This window comes from Pseudomonas sp. I3-I5, from assembly GCF_022699445.1.
GTDB lineage: Bacteria > Pseudomonadota > Gammaproteobacteria > Pseudomonadales > Pseudomonadaceae > Aquipseudomonas > Aquipseudomonas fulva.
Map to the genome: position 1 here is coordinate 2,488,475 of NZ_CP093940.1, position 20,693 is coordinate 2,509,167.

Sequence of the window (20,693 nt, forward strand, 5' to 3'; positions counted from 1 at the left end):
CCATTAATGCAATCCCTCATCACCTAGACCGAAAAAAAATCTAGAGGGGACTGTTCTTGAGTTAGGTTGTACGATAACTTACCTCATACAAACCGCACCGCTCCCACCCAAGTGTCTGGATGCCTATAACAATGAACCCACAAGAACTGAAATCCATCCTCTCCCACGGCTTGCTGTCATTTCCTGTCACCGACTTCACTGCGCAGGGCGATTTCAATCAGGCTGGCTACATCAAACGCCTGGAATGGTTGGCCCCATACGGCGCGAGTGCGCTGTTCGCCGCCGGGGGTACGGGCGAGTTCTTCTCCCTGGCTGCCAGCGAATACAGCCAGGTCATCAAGACAGCGGTGGACACATGCGCCACGTCGGTACCTATCCTGGCGGGCGTAGGTGGTGCAACCCGCCAGGCCATCGAGTATGCGCAGCAAGCCGAGCGCCTGGGGGCCAAGGGCCTTCTGTTGCTGCCGCACTACCTCACCGAAGCCAGCCAGGATGGCGTCGCTGCCCATGTAGAGGCCGTGTGCAAGTCGGTCAACATCGGCGTAGTGGTCTATAACCGCAACGTCTGTCGCCTCAATGCCACCTTGCTCGAACAACTGGCCGAGCGTTGCCCGAACCTGATCGGCTACAAGGACGGTCTGGGTGACATTGAACTGATGGTGTCGATCCGTCGCCGCCTGGGTGAGCGTTTCAGTTACCTGGGCGGGCTGCCGACTGCCGAAGTCTATGCTGCAGCGTACAAAGCGCTGGGTGTGCCGGTGTATTCATCGGCGGTATTCAACTTCATCCCCAAGACGGCCATGGACTTCTACCACGCCATTGCCCGGGACGATCACGCCACCGTAGCCAAGTTGATCGACGACTTCTTCCTGCCTTACCTGGAAATTCGTAACCGCAAGGCCGGTTACGCCGTCAGCATCGTCAAGGCGGGTGCCCGCATTGCCGGCCATGACGCAGGCCCGGTTCGTGCACCGCTGACCGACCTGAACCCCGAGGAGTATGAAATGCTTGCCGCCCTGATGGACAAGATGGGGCCGCAGTAAACCCTCGCGGCGCCTGCCAGCGCCGCCCCCGGAGTGGGCCCGCCCTACTCCGGCACAATTCGAAGACCCCGCACAACAATAACTAGTGGGAGTACTACCAGCATGCAAGCGACGAAGAAAACGCATGTGCGCTACCTGATCCTGTTCATGCTGTTCGTGGTGACCACGATCAACTACGCCGACCGCGCAACCATCGCCATCGCAGGGTCGAGCCTGCAAAAAGACCTGGGGATCGACGCCGTCACCCTGGGCTACATCTTCTCGGCCTTCGGCTGGGCCTATGTGGCCGGACAGATTCCCGGCGGATGGTTGCTGGATCGCTTCGGCTCAAAAAACGTCTATGCATTCAGCATCTTCACCTGGTCACTGTTCACCTTGCTGCAAGGCTTCGTCGGCGGCCTGCCGGTGGCCTGGGCAGTCGTCACTTTGTTCACCCTGCGTTTTCTGGTCGGCTTTGCCGAAGCGCCGTCGTTCCCCGGCAACGCCCGGATCGTCGCCGCCTGGTTTCCGACCCAGGAGCGAGGCACGGCCTCGGCGATCTTCAACTCGGCGCAGTATTTCGCCACCGCCCTGTTCGCGCCCCTGATGGGCTGGATCGTGTTCAGTTTCGGTTGGGAGCATGTGTTCGTGGTCATGGGCGTGCTGGGCATCCTCTTTTCGATGGTATGGCTCAAGACCATCTACAACCCCCGCCAGCACCCGCGGATCAGCCCCGCCGAGCTTGAACACATCGAGCAAAACGGCGGCTTGGTGGACATGGACCACAAGCGCGGCAACGACGGGCCCAAGTGGGGCTACATCAAGCAATTGCTGACCAGCCGCATGCTCCTGGGTGTGTACCTTGGCCAGTACTGCATCAACGCCATCACCTACTTCTTCCTGACCTGGTTCCCGGTGTACCTGGTGCAGGAACGGGGCATGACCATCCTCAAGGCAGGGTTCATCGCTTCGCTGCCGGCTATCTGTGGCTTCATCGGTGGGGTACTGGGCGGCGTGATCTCGGACTGGTTGCTGCGCCGCGGCAATTCGCTGACCTTCTCGCGCAAACTGCCAATCGTGTGCGGCCTGATGTTGTCCACCACCATGGTGTTCTGCAACTACGTCGATGCCGAATGGATGGTAGTAGGCTTCATGACCCTCGCGTTCTTCGGCAAAGGCATTGGTGCGTTGGGCTGGGCAGTGGTGGCCGACACCTCGCCCAAGCAGATCGCAGGCCTGTCCGGCGGGTTGTTCAATACCTTCGGCAACATCGCCTCGATCACAACCCCTATCGTGATCGGCTACATCATCAGCGCCACCGGCTCGTTCAAGTGGGCGCTGGTCTATGTGGGCGCCAATGCGCTGGTGGCAGTACTGAGCTATCTGGTTATCGTCGGTCCCATCAAGCGCATCGAGCTGCGCGATGAGACGCCTGAGCCCAAACCAGCGCCTGTGGCGGATGCCCAGCTTGCCAGCCCGCGTCATTGAATGAGCACGTGCGCACTGCCCGGCAGTGCGCACGCACGTAAAAAAAGCCTGAGAACCTGAACAATAGGGCCCGAACATGCAGCTGATCGAACATTCCGAATCGCCGCGCTATATCCGTCTTCACGATGATGACAATGTGGTGGTAGTGGTCAACGACGGCGGCCTGGGCGAAGGGGCCCGGTTCGCCGATGGGCTTACCTTGGTAGAAGACGTGCCCCAGAGCCACAAGGTGGCCACCGTGCCCATCGCCAAGGGCCAAGCGGTACGGCGCTATGGACAGGTGATCGGCTATGCCCTGGAGGACCTGCGCCAAGGCAGCTGGGTGCAGGAGGGTCAGCTGGCCATGCCCGCCCCACCCGAGCTGGACGATTTGCCACGCTGCGATGCAGTTCCCCAGCCGAAACCGCCGCTGCTGGGTCATACCTTCGAAGGCTACCGCAATGCCGACGGTACGGTCGGCACCCGCAACATCCTGGGTATCACTACCACCGTGCAATGCGTCACCGGGGTGCTGGAGCATGCCGTCAAGCGCATTCGCAATGAGCTGCTGCCGCGCTATCCGAATGTTGACGATGTGGTGGCCCTCACTCACAGCTACGGCTGCGGCGTGGCCATCAATGCCCGCGATGCCTATATCCCCATCCGTACCGTGCGCAACCTGGCGCGCAACCCTAACCTGGGTGGCGAAGCGCTGGTCATCAGCCTGGGCTGTGAAAAGCTGCAGGCCAGCCAAGTGATGCACGAAGACGACCTGTCGGTCGACCTCAGCGAGCCCTGGCTGTACCGTCTGCAGGACGCAAGCCTGGGCTTCACGGAAATGATCGAGCAGATCATGGCCCTGGCCGAAACCCGCCTGAAAAAACTCGACAAGCGCAGGCGCGAGACTGTGCCGGCCAGTGAGCTGATCCTGGGCATGCAGTGCGGCGGCAGCGATGCCTTCTCCGGCATCACCGCCAACCCGGCGCTTGGCTACGCGGCAGACTTGCTCGTGCGGGCCGGTGCAACAGTGCTGTTCTCGGAAGTGACCGAGGTACGCGACGCCATCTACATGCTCACCTCCCGCGCACAGGATCCGCAGGTGGCCGATGCGCTGGTACGCGAAATGGACTGGTACGACCGCTACCTGCACCAGGGCGCTGCCGACCGCAGCGCCAACACCACCCCAGGCAACAAGAAAGGCGGTTTGTCGAACATTGTCGAGAAAGCATTGGGCTCAATCGTCAAGTCCGGCAGCGGCGCCATTCAAGGTGTGCTCGGGCCGGGGGAACGGGTGAATGGCAAGGGGCTCATCTTCTGTGCCACACCTGCCAGCGACTTCGTCTGCGGCACCCTGCAACTGGCCGCCGGGATGAACCTGCATGTGTTCACCACCGGCCGAGGTACGCCATACGGCCTGGCAATGGCGCCGGTGGTGAAGGTATGCACCCGCACCGAGCTGGCGCAGCGCTGGCCGGACCTGATCGACATCGACGCCGGGCGCATCGCCACGGGCCGCAGCACCATCGAAGCGCTGGGCTGGGAGCTGTTCCATTATTACCTGGACGTGGCCAGCGGGCGCAAGCTCACCTGGGCTGAGCAACACCGCCTGCACAACGACATCACCCTGTTCAATCCCGCACCCATTACCTGATCCTTTTTTCTGAGGAGTTCCAGATGCCAGAGATTCTTGGCCACAACTTCATCGCCGGCCAGCGCAGCGCCGCCGGCACACAGCGCCTGCAAAGCTTGGATGCCACTACCGGTGAGCCGCTGCCCTATGGCTTCGTACAAGCCACCGAGGGCGAAGTGGACGAGGCGGCCGAAGCCGCACAGGCCGCTTTCGCAGCGTTTCGTCAGTTGGCACCGGCACGGCGCGCCGAATTTCTGGAGGCCATTGCCGCAGAGCTCGATGCGCTCGACGATGACTTCGTGGCGATCGTCTGCCGTGAAACCGCATTACCAGCAGCCAGGATCCAGGGTGAGCGCGGCAGGACCAGCGGTCAGATGCGCCTGTTTGCACAGGTGCTGCGCCGAGGCGACTATCTGGGTGCGCGTATCGACATGGCGCAGCCAGACCGTCAGCCGCTGCCGCGCGTGGACCTGCGGCAGATGCGCATCGGCGTTGGACCTGTAGCGGTGTTCGGCGCGAGCAACTTCCCCCTGGCCTTCTCTACCGCCGGTGGTGACACCGCCGCTGCACTGGCTGCCGGTTGCCCGGTGGTATTCAAAGCGCACAGCGGCCACATGGCTACCGCCGACCTGGTCGGTTGTGCCATCGAACGCGCGGCCGCCCGTACCGGCATGCCCAAAGGCGTGTTCAACATGGTGTTCGGGGCAGGCGTGGGTGAGCCATTGGTCAAGCATCCGGCCATCCAGGCGGTGGGCTTCACCGGCTCGCTCAAAGGTGGCGATGCCCTGTGCCGCATGGCCGCCGAGCGCCCCCAGCCGATCCCGGTGTTTGCCGAAATGTCGAGCATCAACCCGGTGATCGTCCTGCCTGGGGCGCTGGCCAAGCGCGGCGAAGCGATTGCGCGTGAACTGGCAGGCTCCGTATGCCTGGGGGCTGGACAGTTCTGCACCAACCCGGGGTTGGTGATAGGGCTGCAATCGCCCGCTTACACCCAACTGCTCAAGAACTTGGGCAGCCATCTTGATCAACAGGCTGGCCAGACCATGCTCAATGCAGGTGGCCTGCGAAGCTACGCCAGTGGGCTGGATCATCTTCACGCCCATGACGGTATCGTGCACCTGGCCGGCCAGCCGCAGACAGGCCCGCAGGCACGTGCACAGCTGTTCGAGGCCGAGGCCCGCCTGCTGGTGGAGTCTGACCAGCTTTTGCAGGAAGAAGTCTTCGGCCCGACGACGGTAGCGGTGCAAGCGCGCGACGAGGTACAACTGCGCAGCGCCCTGCAGGGCCTGAGAGGCCAACTGACCGCGACGCTGATCGGCGAGCCTGAAGACTTTGCTGCGTTCGCCTGGTTGGTACCGCTGCTGGAGGAAAAGGTCGGCCGCATCCTGGTGAACGGCTACCCCACCGGGGTGGAGGTATGCGATGCCATGGTCCACGGCGGCCCGTACCCCGCCACCTCGGACGCTCGGGGCACGTCTGTCGGCACGTTGGCCATCGACCGATTCCTACGGCCGGTGTGCTATCAGAACTACCCGCAGGCGCTGCTGCCAGAGCCGCTGCGCGACAGCAACCCGCTGGGGTTGCGCCGGCTGGTGAATGGCCAGTGGAGTGATAAAGCGATCGAAGGACAATCTTGAGTCATTAGCCGTGATGAGGGACACCAGGAGGCTGGGGCGATGGTGTCACGCCCCGCTCACCTGTGCCCGCTCATGCGCCTGGCGCAGCCGTTCCCGGCTGTTGCTCAGGTGCATGCGCATGGCCATTTTCGCCCCTTCGCTGTCCTGACGTGCAATGGCCTCATAGATCGCTTCGTGCTCATGCATCAGCCTGCTCATGTAATGGGGCTGGTCGTCGTGGGCCAAGCGGGCAGAATTGAGGCGGGTTCGAGGGATGATGCTGGTGCCCAGGTGGTTGATGATGTCGGCGAAATAGTGATTACCGCTGGCCTGGGCGATGCGCAGGTGGAATTGAAAGTCCGCGGACACTGCATCGGTAGCATGAGCTGCCCCTTCATTGAGCTCATCGAGGGCCGCGCGCATCCCAGCCAGCTCTTCATCGCTGCGTCGCTGCGCGGCAAGGCTGGCCGACTCGATCTCAAGGGCGATGCGCAGCTCCAGTACCGCGAGTACTTCGCGCAGCGTCACCACCGTGGCCGGGTCGATGCGCAGCCCCCCAACCGGTGGAGCGTCCAGCACGAAGGTACCGATACCATGACGGGTTTCCACCTGCCCGGCGGCTTGCAAGCGCGAGATCGCCTCTCGCACGACCGTGCGGCTGACCCCTTCCTCGGCCATGATCTGCGATTCGGTCGGCAGCTTGTCACCGCGCTTGAGTTGACCACTGCGAATGCGTTCGGTCAGCACCGTGACCAGTTCCTGGGCCAGGCTGCGCGGCTTGCGCCTGGCCCGAGCCGGTGATTGTAGATCTGACATGCCCTGTGCTTCACCTTGAAAGACAGCTGTCATGATAGCAGGCAGTTGTACGATCACATACGGCTGCCACGTTATTGGTGCTGGTGCTATCACGACACCGTTTGTTAAGGTCCGGGCTTTCCATGGAAGGATGTCTGCATGAAACTGCTCGACCGAGCACTGCTGAGCTGTGGCTTGCTCATTCCATTTTGGCTGGCTCTGGGCGTTTCGCTGACGGCCATGGCCTACCCCGGCTACGATCATCTGCAATTGGCAATGAGCCAGCTTGGCGCCGTCGGCGCCCCAACCCATGGCCTCTCCCCGCTGGTGAACAATTTCCCACTAGCGCTCTTGTTCGCCTTGTTCGCCTGGGGCATTGCGCGGCGCTGGCGCGGCTCCCGGCTGGCCATGGTCAGTGCGGTACTGTTGCTACTGCACGCCGTTGGCAGCTTGGGCACGGGTTGGTTCGCCTGCGACCAGGGCTGCGCGCCTGACCAGCCTTCCACGTCGCAGCAGTTGCACAACCTGTCAGGGCTGTTGATGTTCTTGTCCTTGACCCTCGCCAGTGGCCTGTGGGTCTGGCTCGGCGCTCGCGTCGCGGACTCTCGCGCCCTGGCGGTCACCTCGCTGGTATGTACCCTTGGCGCAATCATCACCGTCGGGTTCATGGGCCAAGCCATGCAGAGCGGGGAACTGTTCGGGCTTTACCAGCGGCTCAATTATGGCGTGGGGGTGGCGTGGGTAGCGGCTATCGCCGGTTACAGCCTGTGTGAACAGGCCAGCACAGGCGCCAAGGCTGCGCTGGCCTGAAGGCAAACTGCTGGCCCCTGGCTACGGAAGGAGGAGGCAAACTTCTTTCTCCTTCAAGCGCTTAGGACAGGAACATGCGAGTCATTCTAGCAATTACAACGGGCTGCCTGCTGGCGACGGTAGGTCTCAGCGCCAGCGCGCGATCGTTGACTCAGAACGATCGCCAAGCCTGCACGTGGGGTGCCCAGATTGCAGCCCAGGCCCAACAAGCCAAGTTGTCTGGCGTGACGCTCTATACCGCGCGCAAGAAGCTGCAGGCCCGCAAGTTTGCCAAGCCGTGGATGCGCATGACAGCCTTCGGCATCACCGAGCAAACCTATAACAGCCGCTCGCGGCTCTCACCGGCTGCCATCGGCAAAACCTACCATGAACAATGTGTACAGCATGCTGTGGCACGTAGATAGTTAGTTTAATCAGATAGTTACGAACTATATTTGATGTTAACTATCAGTCCAGCTGCCCCAACCTAACGTTGATTGGCCGAGTCGTTAACCACCCGGCCAGCCCCTTGCCTTAACAGCCGGTCAAGGTCGTCGCGCGGCGCTCCCCTGCAAAGAACGCAGGGCGTAGCCGTACCCCGACCACGTTGCCCATGTAGGCGGCGATCAGCCATAGCCAGCCGTGCAGGCTCCCCGATGCGATACCGCTGAAATAAGCGCCAATATTGCAGCCGTAGGCCAGGCGAGAACCGTAGCCCAGTAACAGGCCGCCAATGACGGCAGCGATCAGTGACGGCAGCGGGATCTTCAGGCTCGGCGCAAAGCGCCCGGCAAGACCTGCGGCCAGCAGCGCCCCCAGCACGATGCCCAGGTCCATAACGGTGGTTACATCCTGCCAGACTGGCGAGGCCAAGGCCTTGGCATTGGCCGGCGCCTGCCAGAACACCCAGCTGCTTACCTGAACGCCAAGGCTGTCCAGCACCTTTGCGCCCCACAAGGCGAAGGCCGAGGTGATGCCCCAGGGCCGCCCAGCCAGCGCCAGGGTGGCATAGTTGAGCACGGCCAACGCGACGGCACCCCAGACCAACGGCCAGGGGCCCCGTACAAAGCGTTGCAGACCTGCCCGGCCATGCTGCTCAGGCTGTTCAAGCCCACCGTGGCGGCGCTTTTCCAGGTGCACCGTGACCCAGGCGATCAGGCCGAACACGCCCAGGCTCACCAGCAGGGCGGGCACGAGGCCCCATGCCTGCACGATCGAGGTCGCAGGCAATGATGGCAAAGCAAACCACCAGTCGGCGTGGTGCGTGGCGGTCACGGAACCGATGATGAAGAACAGCAGGGTCACCAGCATTCGGGCATTGCCGCCACCAACGGTGAACAAGGTGCCCGACGCGCAGCCGCCCCCCAGCTGCATGCCGATGCCGAAGATGAAAGCCCCGAACACGACGGACACCCCGGCCGGTGCCACAAGCCCTGTCACGGGGTTGCCGAACAGGTTGCCGGCCGCAAGCGCCGGGAAGAACAGCAGTACGGCCAGTGCCAGCATGACCATCTGTGCGCGCAAGCCGGCGCCACGCCGCTCATTGATGAACACGCGCCACGCGGAAGTGAAACCGAAGGCGGCGTGATACAACGTCAGGCCCAGCGCAGCCCCCAGCAGCAGAAGCAGCACCTGCTTGAAGCCTGCGTTGACATCCAGGAACCAGGCGCCAGCCATCAGTAGGCCCAAGGCGACTAGGGGTGCGCCCAGGCGGCGCGATTCAGGTGAAGCGGTAGCGGAAAGACCCATCGAAATACTCGGAAAAAATCGAACAGGTGCGCAGTATAACGGCAACCGCCGGCAAGGTCGTGTTGTGCCGCCAGCGGCACAGGCGCGCATTTGTTAGGCTTGGCCCTGCCCCCTTACGGATCAGACGCCCGGACCATGGATCAATTGCGCAGAATCGACCTGAACCTGCTTCTGGCCCTGCACGCCCTGCTCACCGAGCGGCATGTGACACGCGCTGCCATTCGCCTGCACCGCAGCCAGCCGGCGGTCAGCCATGCGCTGGCACAGCTGCGCGAGCATTTCGATGATCCTTTGCTGGTACGTCAGGGTGGCAAGATGATGCTCACCCCGCGGGCTCAGGCCTTGGCACAGCCGCTGGAACACGCATTGGCGGATCTGGAAGGGCTGCTGAGCACGCCGCAATTCGATGCCACGCAGGCCCGGCGATGCTTTCGGCTCTCGCTGTCGGACTACGCCGCACGGATCATCCTCCCACCTCTGCTACGCCATGTGCGGCGCGTTGCCCCGGGCATCGACCTGGCGGTCAGCCAGGCCAGTCGCGAGGCGATGGTGGCCCAATTGCTCGACGGCGAACTGGATCTGGCACTGGGGGTCTTTCCGGAGCTGCCTCAAGGCATCATCGCCCAGTCATTGTTTGACGATCGCTTCGTAAGCGTGGCTGACCAGCAGACGCTGCCGGCCACGGGCGAACTGAGCCTGAGCCAGTGGTTGGCGCGCCCCCATGTGCTGGTGGCTACGCGCCCCGACGCCTTCGATGAGATTGACCGTGCCCTGGCCTCCCAAGGTCATCGCCGTCACATTGCCCTTGCACTGCCCCATTGGAGCGCAGCCGTGCAAGTGTTGAAAGATACCGACCTGATTCTTACCGTGGCGCGACGGGCCGTTGCCCCGCTGCCTGCCCATGCAGGGGTTCGCGAGTTCATCCCGCCGGTGCCTCTGGACTGCATCGATTACCGGCAAGCCTGGCACAGCCGCAAAGACGGTGACGCAGGGCATCGCTGGCTGCGCGAGACGGTGCTGACGTGCTGTCAGCCGGAGGTCTGATCGTGGCTTGAAGACTGTACTGCGGGCTCGCTTTTGCTGGATGTACTGGTCGCCCATTGACTCTGCACCAGCCACACGCCCGCCAGAATCATAACTAGCCCAAGTACTCGCGCCAGTCCCAGGGGCCTGCCAGGCAGGTTCATGATGGCAAAATGATCAGCAACCACCGCCGTAACGATCTGCCCTGCCACCACCAGCACCAGAAAGCCTGCCGCCCCAAGCCTGGGCGTCAGCGCCGCCGCCCCTGCCACATAAAGGGCGCCCAACACACCGCCGATCCAGAGCCACCAAGGCCCTTGCAAGGCTTTGCCGATGTCCGGCGCAGGGATCCGCATCACCAGCAGCGCTGTGATAACGACCACCGCGCTGACGGCAAGTGACGCAAAAGCGCCCCACAGCCAGTGACCGAGTGCCTTCCCCGCAGCGGCATTGCCAGCTGCTTGAAACGGCAGGACAGCGCCAGCAATCAACGCTAAAACAATGGGTAACAGCACAAATATAAGGGATTTACTGAACATGACCGTTCTCGCTACCAGGACGGAGTTCAGCATGAGGCTATTGATGCCTCGCATGGAAATCGAAAACTGAGATGCAAACTATTCGTATGGCGAATAGCAACCTGGCGCGTCTTCGCCCAGGCACCGCGTGACTCTCACATTGAGTGTCGGCTACAGGGGCAATGTGTCCTGCCCCCGTAGCCGATTCATCAGTTGCGCGTCACCCGCCAGATGGTGTTGGCCAGATCGTCCGCAATGATCAGTGCCCCACGCGGGTCGACGGTCACACCCACCGGCCGCCCACGCGTCTTGCCATCTTCGCCTCTGAAACCGGTGGCGAAATCGATGGGTTCTCCCGCCGGCTTGCCGTTGCTGAATGGCACGAAGATGACCTTGTAGCCGACCGGGTTCGGCCTGTTCCAGCTTCCGTGCTCACCCACGAACACCCCTTCAGCAAAGCCTTGCCCCATGGCGGCCGTGGAGAAGTCGACACCGAGCGCTGCGACATGCGACCCCAGGCTGTAGTCGGGCTTGATCGCGGCAGCCACCTTGTCAGGGTTCTGCGGGCGCACCCGGTCATCGACATTCTGCCCCCAGTAACTGTAAGGCCAGCCGTAGAAGCCGCCTTCGCGCACTGAAGTCAGGTAATCGGGAACCAAGTCCGGGCCGAGTTCATCGCGCTCGTTGACCACTGTCCAGAGCTGCCCGGTACCCGGCTGGACGGCCAGTGCAGTGGGGTTGCGCAGCCCAGTGGCGTAGGGGCGATGCGCGCCAGTCTGGGCATCGACTTCCCACACCATCGCACGGTCGATCTCGACCTCAAGGCCCCGCTCGGTGATGTTGCTGTTCGAACCGATGCCCACATAGAGGAAGCGGCCGTCCGGGCTGATGGTCAGTGCCTTGGTCCAGTGATGGTTGATCTCGGCTGGCAGGTCGGTGAGTTTGACCGGTGGGCCGTCGGCCTTGGTCTGGCCGTCGCGGTAGTCGAAGCGCACCAGCGCATCCTGATTGGCCACGTACAACTTGCCATCGGCAAATGCCAGGCCATAGGGCGCATTCAGGTTTTCGGCAAAGACGGTCTGCAACTCATACTTGCCGTCACCGTCGGCATCGCGCAACAGGGTTAAGCGGTTGCCGCCCTTGACCTGGGTATTGCCCTTGGCCTTGATCTGGCTGGCGATCACATCCTTGGGCTTGAGTTTGGCAGCGCTGCCGCCGCGCCCCTCTGCCACCAGGATGTCGCCGTTGGGCAACACCAGGCTCTGACGCGGGATTTTCAAATCGGTGGCGATGGCGGTGACGCTGAAACCGTCGGGTACGGTCGGCTTTTGCTGACCCCAAGCCACCGGCTCGGCGATCTTCATGCTGGGCAGCAGACCGCGCTGGGGCTCGGGCAGTTTCGGGTCGGGCCCACGGGCCTGGGTAGGGTCACCCTCACCGCCGCAAGCGGCCAGCAACAGCGAAAGGGACAACAAGCTCACAGCGTGCAGCGCTCTCATGCTTCACCTCCCGAACGCAGGTTGCTCAAGCCAAGCCACGCCGTTACCACCGCGAGCACCGTCACGATTACCGACAGTACCAGCCCGGACGGCATCACAGCCCAGGCGTCCTTGGCGTGCTCGAAGGCGTTGACCAACCCAAGCACCCACGTCACCAGCAGCAACAAGAAATAAAGGGTCGGCCGCCCGGCCTTGCGCCGAGCGCTGATCAAGTTGGCCAGGGCGAACAGCAGGGCCAGCCCGCAGAACACCAGGCCCCCTGCGATCAGCCAGGCGGCAAAGTTGCTCCATTGAATCTGGTAGCTGTTGTAGTAGGCAATGTCACTGATCATTGCCCCCAGGAACAGCGGCACGGTGCCCGCCAACAACAACGCATGCAGTGGGCCAGGTCTGCAGCGGTACAGGGTAGGGTCGGATACGGTCACGGTGCCTCCTTTTCGTTCAGTGACCAGGGCCGACGAGAGACGGCCCACGGGGATACGCAGGGTGCGCCTAGCAAATGAGCACCCTGGCGAGCCGATAGTTCAGCCACGCACCACTGAAATATCCTGCAAGAAATCCCGAGCCGCCTCCCTGTGTGGCATGCGCGGCCTATCCAGGCCCGCATGCCTGCAGGACGTCAAGCCAGCCGCGCCCGAGCGGCGTGCAGCTTCTTGTAGCTGTCGATCAGGCGCAAATGGCGATCCAGCCCTTCGAGCTTCATGCTGGTCGGGGTCAGGCCGTAGAAGCGCACGCTACCTTCGATCGAGCCCACTACCGCGTCCATCCGTGGGTTGCCGAACATGCGGCGGAAATTGACTTCGTAGTCGGCCATGTCCAGCTCATCGTCCAACTGCACTTCCAATGCCACGTTAAGCGCCTGGTAGAACAACCCCCGCTCCACGGTATTGTCGTTGAACTGCAAAAACGCCTCGACCAGTTCCTTGGCCTCCTCGAAGCGCTGCACGGCCAGGCAAATGAGCAGTTTGAGCTCGAGGATAGTCAGTTGTCCCCAGACCGTGTTGTCGTCGAATTCGACGCCAATCAGCGTGGTGATGGTGGTGTAGTCGTCGACATCGCAGTTATCCAGGCGCTTGAGCAGCAGCTTGAGCGAGCGGTTGTCCAGGCGGTGCAGGTTGAGGATGTCGGCGCGGAAGGACAGCGCCCGGTTGGTGTTGTCCCAGATCAGGTCCTCGACCGGGTAGATTTCCGAATAGCCTGGCACCAGAATTCGGCAGGCGATCGCCCCAAGGTCGTCGTACACGGCCATGTAGACTTCTTTGCCAAGGTCTTCGAGGATGCCGAACAAGGTGGCTGCCTCCTGCGCATTGGCACCTTCGCCCTGGGCAGTGAAATCCCAATCGACGAACTCGAAGTCAGGCTTAGCGCTGAAGAAGCGCCACGACACAACGCCGCTGGAGTCGATGAAGTGCTCGACGAAATTGTTCGGCTCGGTCAGGGCGTGGCTTTCGAACGTGGGCTGCGGCAGGTCGTTCAAACCTTCGAAGCTGCGGCCCTGCAGCAGTTCCGTCAGGCTGCGTTCCAAAGCCACCTCAAGGCTTGGGTGCGCACCGAACGAGGCGAACACACCACCGGTGCGCGGGTTCATCAGGGTCACGCACATCACCGGGAATTCACCACCCAGCGAGGCATCCTTGACCAGCACCGGGAAGCCCTGTTCTTCCAACCCCTGGATACCCGCGACGATGGACGGATAGCGCGCCAGCACCTCGTCCGGCACATCTGGCAGGCACAGCTCGCCTTCCAGGATTTCACGCTTGACCGCTCGCTCGAAGATTTCGGACAGGCACTGCACCTGCGCTTCGGCCAGCGTGTTGCCCGCGCTCATGCCGTTGCTCAGGAACAGGTTCTCGATCAGGTTCGATGGGAAGTACACCACTTGCTGGTCCGACTGGCGCACGAACGGCAGTGAGCAGATGCCCCGGGCCGTGTTGCCCGAGTTGGTGTCGTACAGGTGCGAGCCGCGCAGTTCGCCATCGGGGTTGTAGATGGCCAGGCAATGCGCGTCGAGGATTTCGCTGGGCAGGGCATCACGGGGGCCGGGCTTGAACCACTGCTCGTCCGGGTAGTGCACGAACGCCGCATTGGCCAGCTCCTCTCCCCAGAACTGGTCGTTGTAGAAGAAATTGCAGTTCAGCCGCTCGATGAATTCGCCCAATGCTGACGCCAGGGCAGCTTCCTTGGTAGCGCCTTTGCCATTGGTGAAGCACATGGGCGACTGCGCATCGCGCACGTGCAGCGACCAGACGTTAGGCACGATATTGCGCCAGGAGGCAATTTCGATCTTCATGCCAAGGTCGGCCAGGATGCCGGACATGTTGGCAATCGTCTGTTCCAGTGGCAGGTCCTTGCCCGGGATGCGCGTGCTGGTTTCGGCCACCGGCATCAGCAGACCCTGGGCATCGGCGTCGAGGTTGTCGACCACCTCGATCACGAATTGCGGACCGGTCTGCACCACCTTCTTGACCGTGCAGCGCTCGATTGAACGCAAGATGCCCTGGCGGTCCTTGTCAGTGATGTCTTCGGGCAATTCGACCTGGATCTTGAACACCTGGTTGTAGCGGTTCTCAGGGTCGACGATGTTGTTCTGCGACAGGCGAATGTTTTCGGTCGCAATACCGCGTGTCTGGCAGTAGAGCTTGACGAAGTAAGCCGCGCACAGCGCCGAAGACGCCAGGAAATAGTCGAACGGCCCAGGGGCCGAACCATCGCCCTTGTAGCGGATCGGTTGATCGGCGATCACCGTGAAGTCGTCGAACTTGGCTTCGAGACGGAGATTGTCGAGAAAATTGACCTTTATTTCCATGCGGGTTTACCGTGACTTTAAGCGTGCAAAACACAATGGTCGGCATTATCCGGTTTTTCACCGCGGAAATCCTCCCCGAAGGTCGTACGCGGCAGCTACAGGCGCGCGCTTGCGCATTCCGGGGAAATCCTTGCCTGATCCTCTGCATCTGCACAGCCTGCAGCAGGCACCGGTTCAGCGGTGTGCTAGCGTTTCTGCACGGGGCAACGCACCCCCAACCATCACGACAAGAACAGCGCAGACCGATCACTAGCAGGTGAACCATGGAATTACACATCAACGGCACGACCCACCAGGTCGATGCAGATGCCGATACGCCCTTGCTGTGGGTGATCCGCGACGATCTGGGCATGACCGGCACCAAGTATGGCTGCGGCCTGGCCCAATGCGGGGCCTGCTCGGTGCTGGTCGACGGCGTTGTGGTGCGCGCCTGCGTTACCCCGGTGTCCGGCGTGGTTGGCAGACAGGTATCGACCATCGAGGCGATCGAAGCGGACCCTGTGGGCAAGCGGGTGGTAGCGGCCTGGGTGGAACACCAGGTCGCGCAATGCGGGTATTGCCAGTCCGGTCAGGTGATGGCGGCGACCGCACTGCTCAAGCATACCCCTGCACCCAGCGCCGAGCAGATCGATGCGGCCATGATCAACCTGTGCCGTTGCGGCACCTACAACGCTATCCATGCAGCCATGCATGACTTGGCGCAGGGAGTCAAAGCCTGATGAGCGCTCCTGATCCCGTTGCCGAACTGCATAGGTTGCAAGCTGGCGAAACCGTCAATCTTTCGCGCCGCCGTTTCCTCGTGGGCACGGCCGCAGGCGCATTGGTCCTGGGCTTCGGCCTGCCGACGGGCGTTGCGCGTGTGCAAGCCGCTGCCGATGCGCAGCGAGGCACCCAGGTACCGGCGTTCCTGGAAATCCGACCGAATGGCACGGTTCGTCTGCTCAGTCCGTTCATGGAAGGCGGCCAAGGACCGTTTACCGCCATGGCGCAGATCGTTGGCGAGGAGCTGGATGTGGATCCCGCTCATTTCGTCGTGGACAGCGCCCCACCCGGCCAAGCCTATGTCGTGATGGAAAACGGCATGCGCATCACCGGCGGCAGCATGTCCGTACGCATGAGCTACCCCACCATGCGCCGTCTGGGCGCACTGGCGCGGGCGATGTTGCTGCAGGCCGCCGCGCAGCAACTCGGGGTCGAGATGAGCGAGCTCACCACGACGCCGGGTACCGTAGTACATACCACGTCAGGGCGCACACTCGGTTATGGCGAGCTCGCCAACCGCGCCATGGACTTGCCGGTCCCCGACCCTGCCACCGTCAAGCTACGAGATCCTGCCCAGTTTCGCTGGATCGGCAAACCGGTTCGGCGGTTGGATGCGTACGACAAGTCCACCGGCAAGGCCTTGTACTGCATCGATATCAGCGTGCCAGGCATGCTTCACGCAGCCGTGCAGCATGCCCCTCGCCTGGGCATGACGGTGGGCCGGGTGCGCAATGAGGCACAGGTGACTGCCATGAAGGGCGTGCATTCGGTACATCGCCTGCCCGGGGCTGTTGCCGTAATTGCGCCGCGGTGGTGGCACGCCAAGCGTGCTGTCGAGGCCCTGCAAGTGGAGTGGCTGGAGCCGGCCGCAGACTCCACCGTACGGGCCATGCCGGCGGATTTCTCCAGCGACGGCTGGCTCCAGCACCTGGCCGATGCTACAGGTCCGGCCCGTGATGAGGAAACGGCCGGAGATGTGGCAAGCGCGCTGGACAACGCCGTGACCACTGTAGAAGCCAGCTACCACAACCAGTACCTGAACCATGCCCAGTTGGAACCCCCTTCTGCCCTTGCCCGCTTCAATCCCGACGGCACACTGGAGGTCTGGCTGCCCAACCAGGCGCCCGACATGTTCCGCGATGACATTGCCAAGCGCACCGGACTGCCACCCGACCAGATCACGCTGCATTCGCCACTGCTGGGCGGCTTCTTCGGTCGGCACTTCCTGTATGAGTCGGCCAACTCCTACCCGCAGGCCATCGCGCTGGCCAAGGCGGTAGGCCAACCCGTCAAGCTGATCTGGAGCCGCGAGGAAGAGTTCCTGCGCGATGTGCTACGCCCGGTCGCCGCGGTCAAGTTCCGGGCCGGGCTCGATGCCGAAGGCTTGCCGGTGGTCCTGGAAGCGGTCAGCTCCACGGAGGGCCCCACTGAAGCCCTGGCCGGCAAACAAGGTGAAAAGGTAGACCCCACGGCATTGGAGGGGCTATCGGGCAAAGCCTATGCCATTGCCAACAAGCGCATTGCACAGGTGTACGTCAAGGGCCCGGCCATGCTCGGCTATTGGCGGTCGGTGGGTAACTCGCTCAACGATTTCTTCTATGAGTCCTTCCTGGATGAGCTGGCGGACAAAGGGGGCCAGGACCCTCTGGCCCTGCGTCAACACCTGCTGCGAGACAACCCACGCCTGACCCAGTTACTGCAAGCGGTCGTCGAGCTTTCAGGTGGCTGGAAACGCGGGCCTTTCACTGCCCAGGATGGCACGCGGCGGGCCCGGGGCTTGGCGATGGCGTCCCCTTTCGGGTCCGAAGCGGCGGTGATCGCCGAGGTCTCCATCGAAGATGGCCACGTGAAGGTCCACGACATCTGGCAGGCGATCGATCCGGGTAGCATCGTCAACCCGGCCATCATCGAGCACCAGGTCAATGGCGCGGTTGCCTTGGGGTTGTCGCAGACGCTGGTCGAGGAAGCGGTATACGTCGATGGCATGCCGCGTGCGCGCAACTATGACCTGTACCCAATCCTGCCGCCTGCGCGCATGGCCCGGGTGCATGTACGCATCGTTGAAAGCGGCGCGAAGATGGGCGGTATCGGCGAGCCACCTTTGCCCGCGGTAGCACCGGCAGTGGCCAATGCCGTGGCCCAGCTGACCGGACAGCGGGTTCGCAGCCTGCCCATGAGCCGTCATACCTTCAGCTGACCGACAAGGACGCCGCCATGAACCCTCGTACTGCTAGAACCCTCGGCTGGCTGTTGCTGCCCTGCGCGGCCGTCGCTGGCTTGGCCGGTTGGTACGTCACCCGAGAACCTGCCTCGCCGTTCGCTGATGAGCAGGCACGCGCCACCGACGACCTGGCATTGATCCGACGCGGGGAATACGTCGCACGGCTGGGCGATTGCGTCGCCTGCCACAGCGTGCCTGATAACCCGCCCATGGCAGGTGGGCTCGAAATGGCAACGCCGCTTGGCACGATCCACGCCACCAACATCACCCCTGACAAAGAAACAGGCATCGGCGCCTACTCGCTGGCCGATTTCGACCGGGCCGTGCGCCACGGTGTGGCGCCTGGTGGCCGCCGCCTTTACCCCGCCATGCCCTACCCCTCCTATGCCAAACTCAGCGACGATGACGTACGAGCGCTGTACGCATTCTTCATGCGCAGTGTTCAGCCAGCACGGCAGCCGAACAAGCCTGTCGACATACCCTGGCCATTGAACCTGCGCTGGCCCATTGCCCTGTGGAACGGAGCCTTCGCCCCTGCCGGCCCGTACTTGGCGAAGAACGACAAGAACACACTGTGGAATCGCGGCGCCTACATCGTGCAGGGACCGGGGCACTGCGGCAGTTGCCATACCCCCCGCGGCCTGGCCTTCAATGAAAAAGCCTTTGATGACTCGGGCACGGCGTACCTCGCAGGCGCCTTGCTCGATGGCTGGTACGCGCCAAGTTTACGCAATGATCCCAACACCGGCCTCGGGCGCTGGAACGAGACTGAGGTGGTGCAGTTTCTCAAGACCGGTCGCAATCGACATGCTGTGGTCTTCGGCTCGATGACCGAGGCATTCAACAACTCTACGCAGTTCATGACCGATGGCGATCTACAGGCCATCGCCCATTACCTCAAGGCGCTGCCCGGCGACCCATCCCGTGATGGCAAACCCTGGCAGTATCAGCCCGAGCCCACACTCGCGCAGCTGGAGCGCCCAGGCGTACGCACTTACATGGCACGCTGCGCCACCTGCCACGGCATGGATGGCAAGGGCCAGGGCGAGTGGATGCCGCCCCTGGCTGGTGCCACTTCCTTGCTCGCCAAGGAGGCTGCCTCGGCCATCAACATCACCCTGAACGGGTCGCAGCGGGCCGTGGCCGATGGCAGGCCCGATGCCTACCGCATGCCCGCCATGCGTGCACAGTTGAGCGATCAGGAAATAGCAGAGGTGTTGAGCTATACCCGAAGTGCCTGGGGTAACCACGGCAACGCCGTGAAAGCGACGGCGGTGGCCAAGCTGCGCAACGATACCGACCCTGCCAGCCCCAGCCCGATCATCCTGCAAATGCGCTGAGGCATGCCACGCCGTCGAGCACGGGAAAGCCTTAGCGGCTGCGTTCCAGGTTGAGTCTGAGCAACTGCTGCGGTACATCCTGCGCGTTGAGCTGCTGCATCGCCCGGCCCAAGGCTTCGCGCAGCGCCGGCTGGTTGCACGGCGAAGCCTTTGACAGGGCCAGGTACAGGCCTTCGCTGGAGACAGGCGGCTGCAGGATCAGCACCTGCTGGTCAATGCCCAAGGTGCGCGCCAGGGCCATGCCCGGGTAATGCTCATAGATCACATAGTCACTGCGCCCGTGCATCAGCTTTTCGAAAGCCTGCCTGGCGCTGGGCACCGCTTCGAGCATCAGGTGCTGCCTGGCATAGGCATCGAACTGTTGACCGTGACTGTTATTGACCAGCGTTCCGCCCTTGAGGCCCTGCAGATCCGACCATTGCCCGTAGGCGAAGCCATGCCCCTGACGAGCCCAGATCACGCTCGGCGTGTAGAGAAATGCGGGCAGAATGTAGTCCATCTGCTGCCGGCGAGCGTCGGTGATGAAGTAGCCGGCCATCAAGTCGATCCTGCCGGTGCGAACCTCTTCCTGGGCTCTGGACCAAGGGCCTACATAGAGGACGTCGATTTCCAGGCCAAGGCTGTTGGCCAGGTGGGTGACCAGATCGGCATTGGCCCCAACCAGGTGATGCGGGTCGAGGGGGTCATGCCAAAGGTAAGGTGGGTATTCCGGATTTCCGGTAGCGGTCAGGCGTTTACACGGCTCGGCAGCCATTGCCAACGATGGCAACAGCCCGAGGCACAACAGGCCAACCAAACCCTTGATCATGCAAGAACTCCGGCAGACGACGCTGTGATTCCTCGTTCCCTGCGCTGGGCACTGGACGTAAAACCTGCTTCAGGCGGTCAGCTCTACCCGCGCGCGCTCACCGGCCCGCTGGAACACCTCGCGCACCTCGTCGGCTTTGGCCTTGGTAACCGACTTGCCGCTCAGCAGTTCGTCGACCACACGCAGGCCTTGCTCGACGGCAGTGGCTAATTGGTCCGCATCGGAGGCGTCGGCGATATCACCCAGATAAGGCGCGATGAGGTAGACATAGCGATCCTGCAGTTTCAGTGTCTCCAGGGCGTCGAGTGCCTGCTGGAAGCGATCGGCAGCGGCGGGGCTCATGCTCAATTTATCGAAATGAATCAGGCTCACACGATCAGTGGCCATGTTGACGAATCTCCGTTTCCTGATGCGGCCCAGGCCACGAGCAGCAGCGTGTCCACGCTACTCGGACAAGCAGGCCCGGGTAATGTCGATCAGGTTAACAGAACACGACACAGAAAGGGTCATCCGCCCAGGAACTAAAAGTGACCAGCAGGTCGCGCAATGGAAGCCCCAGGGCGCAACCGGGACAGGCAGCGGGATTTGGTGCGCAGGATAATCGCCCGGCAAACCACCCTGCCGAGAACGCCACCACGCGCTCGCCCC

Annotated in this window: 18 protein-coding genes; 10 read left to right on the plus strand and 8 right to left on the minus strand. The window is 62.5% G+C overall.

All coding sequences use genetic code 11. From position 1 onward, the window contains the following. Window positions 1-131: 131 nt before the first annotated feature. The 4 genes from kdgD to MOP87_RS11135 all read left to right on the plus strand — a co-directional run bounded on the left by kdgD (window position 132) and on the right by MOP87_RS11135 (window position 5,756). Complete coding sequence (gene kdgD / locus MOP87_RS11120) at window positions 132-1,043, plus strand: 5-dehydro-4-deoxyglucarate dehydratase (RefSeq protein WP_027914859.1); 912 nt, start codon at window positions 132-134, stop codon at window positions 1,041-1,043. A 102-nt stretch (window positions 1,044-1,145) separates the two neighbouring features. Further along, on the plus strand, window positions 1,146-2,510 hold the full coding sequence (locus tag MOP87_RS11125; protein ID WP_027914858.1) for an MFS transporter: 1,365 nt from the start codon (window positions 1,146-1,148) through the stop codon (window positions 2,508-2,510). A gap of 76 nt (window positions 2,511-2,586) precedes the next feature. Then, window positions 2,587-4,140, plus strand: a complete 1,554-nt coding sequence (gene garD, locus MOP87_RS11130; protein WP_110607200.1) for a galactarate dehydratase — start codon at window positions 2,587-2,589, stop codon at window positions 4,138-4,140. A 23-nt stretch (window positions 4,141-4,163) separates the two neighbouring features. Continuing rightward, window positions 4,164-5,756, plus strand: a complete 1,593-nt coding sequence (locus MOP87_RS11135; RefSeq protein ID WP_242809488.1) for an aldehyde dehydrogenase (NADP(+)) — start codon at window positions 4,164-4,166, stop codon at window positions 5,754-5,756. 45 nt (window positions 5,757-5,801) lie between these two features. Here the strand turns inward: MOP87_RS11135 and MOP87_RS11140 are convergent, their stop codons facing one another. Next, window positions 5,802-6,551 (minus strand): FadR/GntR family transcriptional regulator, encoded by a 750-nt coding sequence (locus MOP87_RS11140; protein ID WP_242809490.1) that lies wholly within the window; start codon window positions 6,549-6,551, stop codon window positions 5,802-5,804. A gap of 138 nt (window positions 6,552-6,689) precedes the next feature. Between MOP87_RS11140 and MOP87_RS11145 the strand changes: the two genes are divergently transcribed. Together MOP87_RS11145 and MOP87_RS11150 are read left to right on the plus strand one after the other, a co-directional pair. Next, window positions 6,690-7,340: a DUF998 domain-containing protein gene (locus tag MOP87_RS11145; protein ID WP_059183956.1), complete on the plus strand. Its 651-nt coding sequence runs from the start codon at window positions 6,690-6,692 to the stop codon at window positions 7,338-7,340. Between the two features lie 74 nt (window positions 7,341-7,414). Continuing rightward, entirely contained in the window at window positions 7,415-7,744 is a 330-nt protein-coding gene (locus tag MOP87_RS11150) for a hypothetical protein (RefSeq protein WP_027914853.1), read from the plus strand. A gap of 109 nt (window positions 7,745-7,853) precedes the next feature. Here MOP87_RS11150 and MOP87_RS11155 read toward each other — a convergent pair whose 3' ends face one another. Next, entirely contained in the window at window positions 7,854-9,068 is a 1,215-nt protein-coding gene (locus MOP87_RS11155; RefSeq protein ID WP_059183955.1) for a YeeE/YedE family protein, read from the minus strand. 135 nt (window positions 9,069-9,203) lie between these two features. Between MOP87_RS11155 and MOP87_RS11160 the strand changes: the two genes are divergently transcribed. Then, window positions 9,204-10,112 carry a LysR family transcriptional regulator gene (locus MOP87_RS11160; RefSeq protein ID WP_049695873.1) on the plus strand — a complete coding sequence of 303 codons (909 nt, stop codon included), beginning with the start codon at window positions 9,204-9,206 and terminating at the stop codon, window positions 10,110-10,112. On the opposite strand, the gene MOP87_RS11165 is transcribed toward MOP87_RS11160, so the two are convergent. The 4 genes from MOP87_RS11165 to MOP87_RS11180 form a co-directional block, all read right to left on the minus strand. Further along, on the minus strand, window positions 10,097-10,630 hold the full coding sequence (locus MOP87_RS11165; RefSeq protein WP_027914850.1) for a DMT family transporter: 534 nt from the start codon (window positions 10,628-10,630) through the stop codon (window positions 10,097-10,099). The genes MOP87_RS11160 and MOP87_RS11165 overlap by 16 nt on opposite strands. A gap of 188 nt (window positions 10,631-10,818) precedes the next feature. After that, window positions 10,819-12,108, minus strand: a complete 1,290-nt coding sequence (locus tag MOP87_RS11170; protein ID WP_027914849.1) for a sorbosone dehydrogenase family protein — start codon at window positions 12,106-12,108, stop codon at window positions 10,819-10,821. Continuing rightward, a complete protein-coding gene (locus MOP87_RS11175) occupies window positions 12,105-12,533 on the minus strand; it encodes a DUF2231 domain-containing protein (RefSeq protein WP_027914848.1) in 429 nt (142 codons plus the stop codon). The genes MOP87_RS11170 and MOP87_RS11175 overlap by 4 nt, the downstream gene beginning before the upstream one ends. Window positions 12,534-12,727: 194 nt before the next feature. Then, window positions 12,728-14,914, minus strand: a complete 2,187-nt coding sequence (locus MOP87_RS11180) for an OsmC domain/YcaO domain-containing protein (RefSeq protein WP_128610439.1) — start codon at window positions 14,912-14,914, stop codon at window positions 12,728-12,730. Between the two features lie 263 nt (window positions 14,915-15,177). On the opposite strand from MOP87_RS11180, the gene MOP87_RS11185 reads away from it, so the two are divergent. Genes MOP87_RS11185 through MOP87_RS11195 form a run of 3 tightly spaced genes read left to right on the plus strand, consistent with a single transcriptional unit; the run spans window position 15,178 to window position 19,237 of the window. Continuing rightward, complete coding sequence (locus MOP87_RS11185) at window positions 15,178-15,633, plus strand: (2Fe-2S)-binding protein (protein WP_027914846.1); 456 nt, start codon at window positions 15,178-15,180, stop codon at window positions 15,631-15,633. After that, window positions 15,633-17,873, plus strand: a complete 2,241-nt coding sequence (locus tag MOP87_RS11190) for a molybdopterin cofactor-binding domain-containing protein (protein ID WP_242809492.1) — start codon at window positions 15,633-15,635, stop codon at window positions 17,871-17,873. The genes MOP87_RS11185 and MOP87_RS11190 overlap by 1 nt, the downstream gene beginning before the upstream one ends. Before the next feature lie 17 nt (window positions 17,874-17,890). Then, entirely contained in the window at window positions 17,891-19,237 is a 1,347-nt protein-coding gene (locus tag MOP87_RS11195) for a cytochrome c (RefSeq protein ID WP_242809493.1), read from the plus strand. Between the two features lie 31 nt (window positions 19,238-19,268). Here MOP87_RS11195 and MOP87_RS11200 read toward each other — a convergent pair whose 3' ends face one another. Further along, on the minus strand, window positions 19,269-20,045 hold the full coding sequence (locus MOP87_RS11200; RefSeq protein ID WP_145280057.1) for a transporter substrate-binding domain-containing protein: 777 nt from the start codon (window positions 20,043-20,045) through the stop codon (window positions 19,269-19,271). A gap of 69 nt (window positions 20,046-20,114) precedes the next feature. Next, a complete protein-coding gene (locus MOP87_RS11205) occupies window positions 20,115-20,432 on the minus strand; it encodes a hypothetical protein (protein WP_027914842.1) in 318 nt (105 codons plus the stop codon). Window positions 20,433-20,693: the final 261 nt, after the last annotated feature.

What these genes read in the sequence shown, in the direction of transcription:
- MOP87_RS11165 (WP_027914850.1), bottom strand. Translation starts at nt 10,630, where the DNA reads ATGTTCAGTAAATCCCTTATATTTGTGCTGTTACCCATTGTTTTAGCG.
- MOP87_RS11195 (WP_242809493.1), top strand. Translation starts at nt 17,891, where the DNA reads ATGAACCCTCGTACTGCTAGAACCCTCGGCTGGCTGTTGCTGCCCTGC.
- MOP87_RS11135 (WP_242809488.1), top strand. Translation starts at nt 4,164, where the DNA reads ATGCCAGAGATTCTTGGCCACAACTTCATCGCCGGCCAGCGCAGCGCC.
- garD (WP_110607200.1), top strand. Translation starts at nt 2,587, where the DNA reads ATGCAGCTGATCGAACATTCCGAATCGCCGCGCTATATCCGTCTTCAC.
- MOP87_RS11150 (WP_027914853.1), top strand. Translation starts at nt 7,415, where the DNA reads ATGCGAGTCATTCTAGCAATTACAACGGGCTGCCTGCTGGCGACGGTA.
- kdgD (WP_027914859.1), top strand. Translation starts at nt 132, where the DNA reads ATGAACCCACAAGAACTGAAATCCATCCTCTCCCACGGCTTGCTGTCA.
- MOP87_RS11125 (WP_027914858.1), top strand. Translation starts at nt 1,146, where the DNA reads ATGCAAGCGACGAAGAAAACGCATGTGCGCTACCTGATCCTGTTCATG.
- MOP87_RS11140 (WP_242809490.1), bottom strand. Translation starts at nt 6,551, where the DNA reads ATGTCAGATCTACAATCACCGGCTCGGGCCAGGCGCAAGCCGCGCAGC.
- MOP87_RS11155 (WP_059183955.1), bottom strand. Translation starts at nt 9,068, where the DNA reads ATGGGTCTTTCCGCTACCGCTTCACCTGAATCGCGCCGCCTGGGCGCA.
- MOP87_RS11205 (WP_027914842.1), bottom strand. Translation starts at nt 20,432, where the DNA reads ATGGCCACTGATCGTGTGAGCCTGATTCATTTCGATAAATTGAGCATG.
- MOP87_RS11185 (WP_027914846.1), top strand. Translation starts at nt 15,178, where the DNA reads ATGGAATTACACATCAACGGCACGACCCACCAGGTCGATGCAGATGCC.
- MOP87_RS11160 (WP_049695873.1), top strand. Translation starts at nt 9,204, where the DNA reads ATGGATCAATTGCGCAGAATCGACCTGAACCTGCTTCTGGCCCTGCAC.
- MOP87_RS11170 (WP_027914849.1), bottom strand. Translation starts at nt 12,108, where the DNA reads ATGAGAGCGCTGCACGCTGTGAGCTTGTTGTCCCTTTCGCTGTTGCTG.
- MOP87_RS11145 (WP_059183956.1), top strand. Translation starts at nt 6,690, where the DNA reads ATGAAACTGCTCGACCGAGCACTGCTGAGCTGTGGCTTGCTCATTCCA.
- MOP87_RS11190 (WP_242809492.1), top strand. Translation starts at nt 15,633, where the DNA reads ATGAGCGCTCCTGATCCCGTTGCCGAACTGCATAGGTTGCAAGCTGGC.
- MOP87_RS11180 (WP_128610439.1), bottom strand. Translation starts at nt 14,914, where the DNA reads ATGGAAATAAAGGTCAATTTTCTCGACAATCTCCGTCTCGAAGCCAAG.
- MOP87_RS11200 (WP_145280057.1), bottom strand. Translation starts at nt 20,045, where the DNA reads ATGATCAAGGGTTTGGTTGGCCTGTTGTGCCTCGGGCTGTTGCCATCG.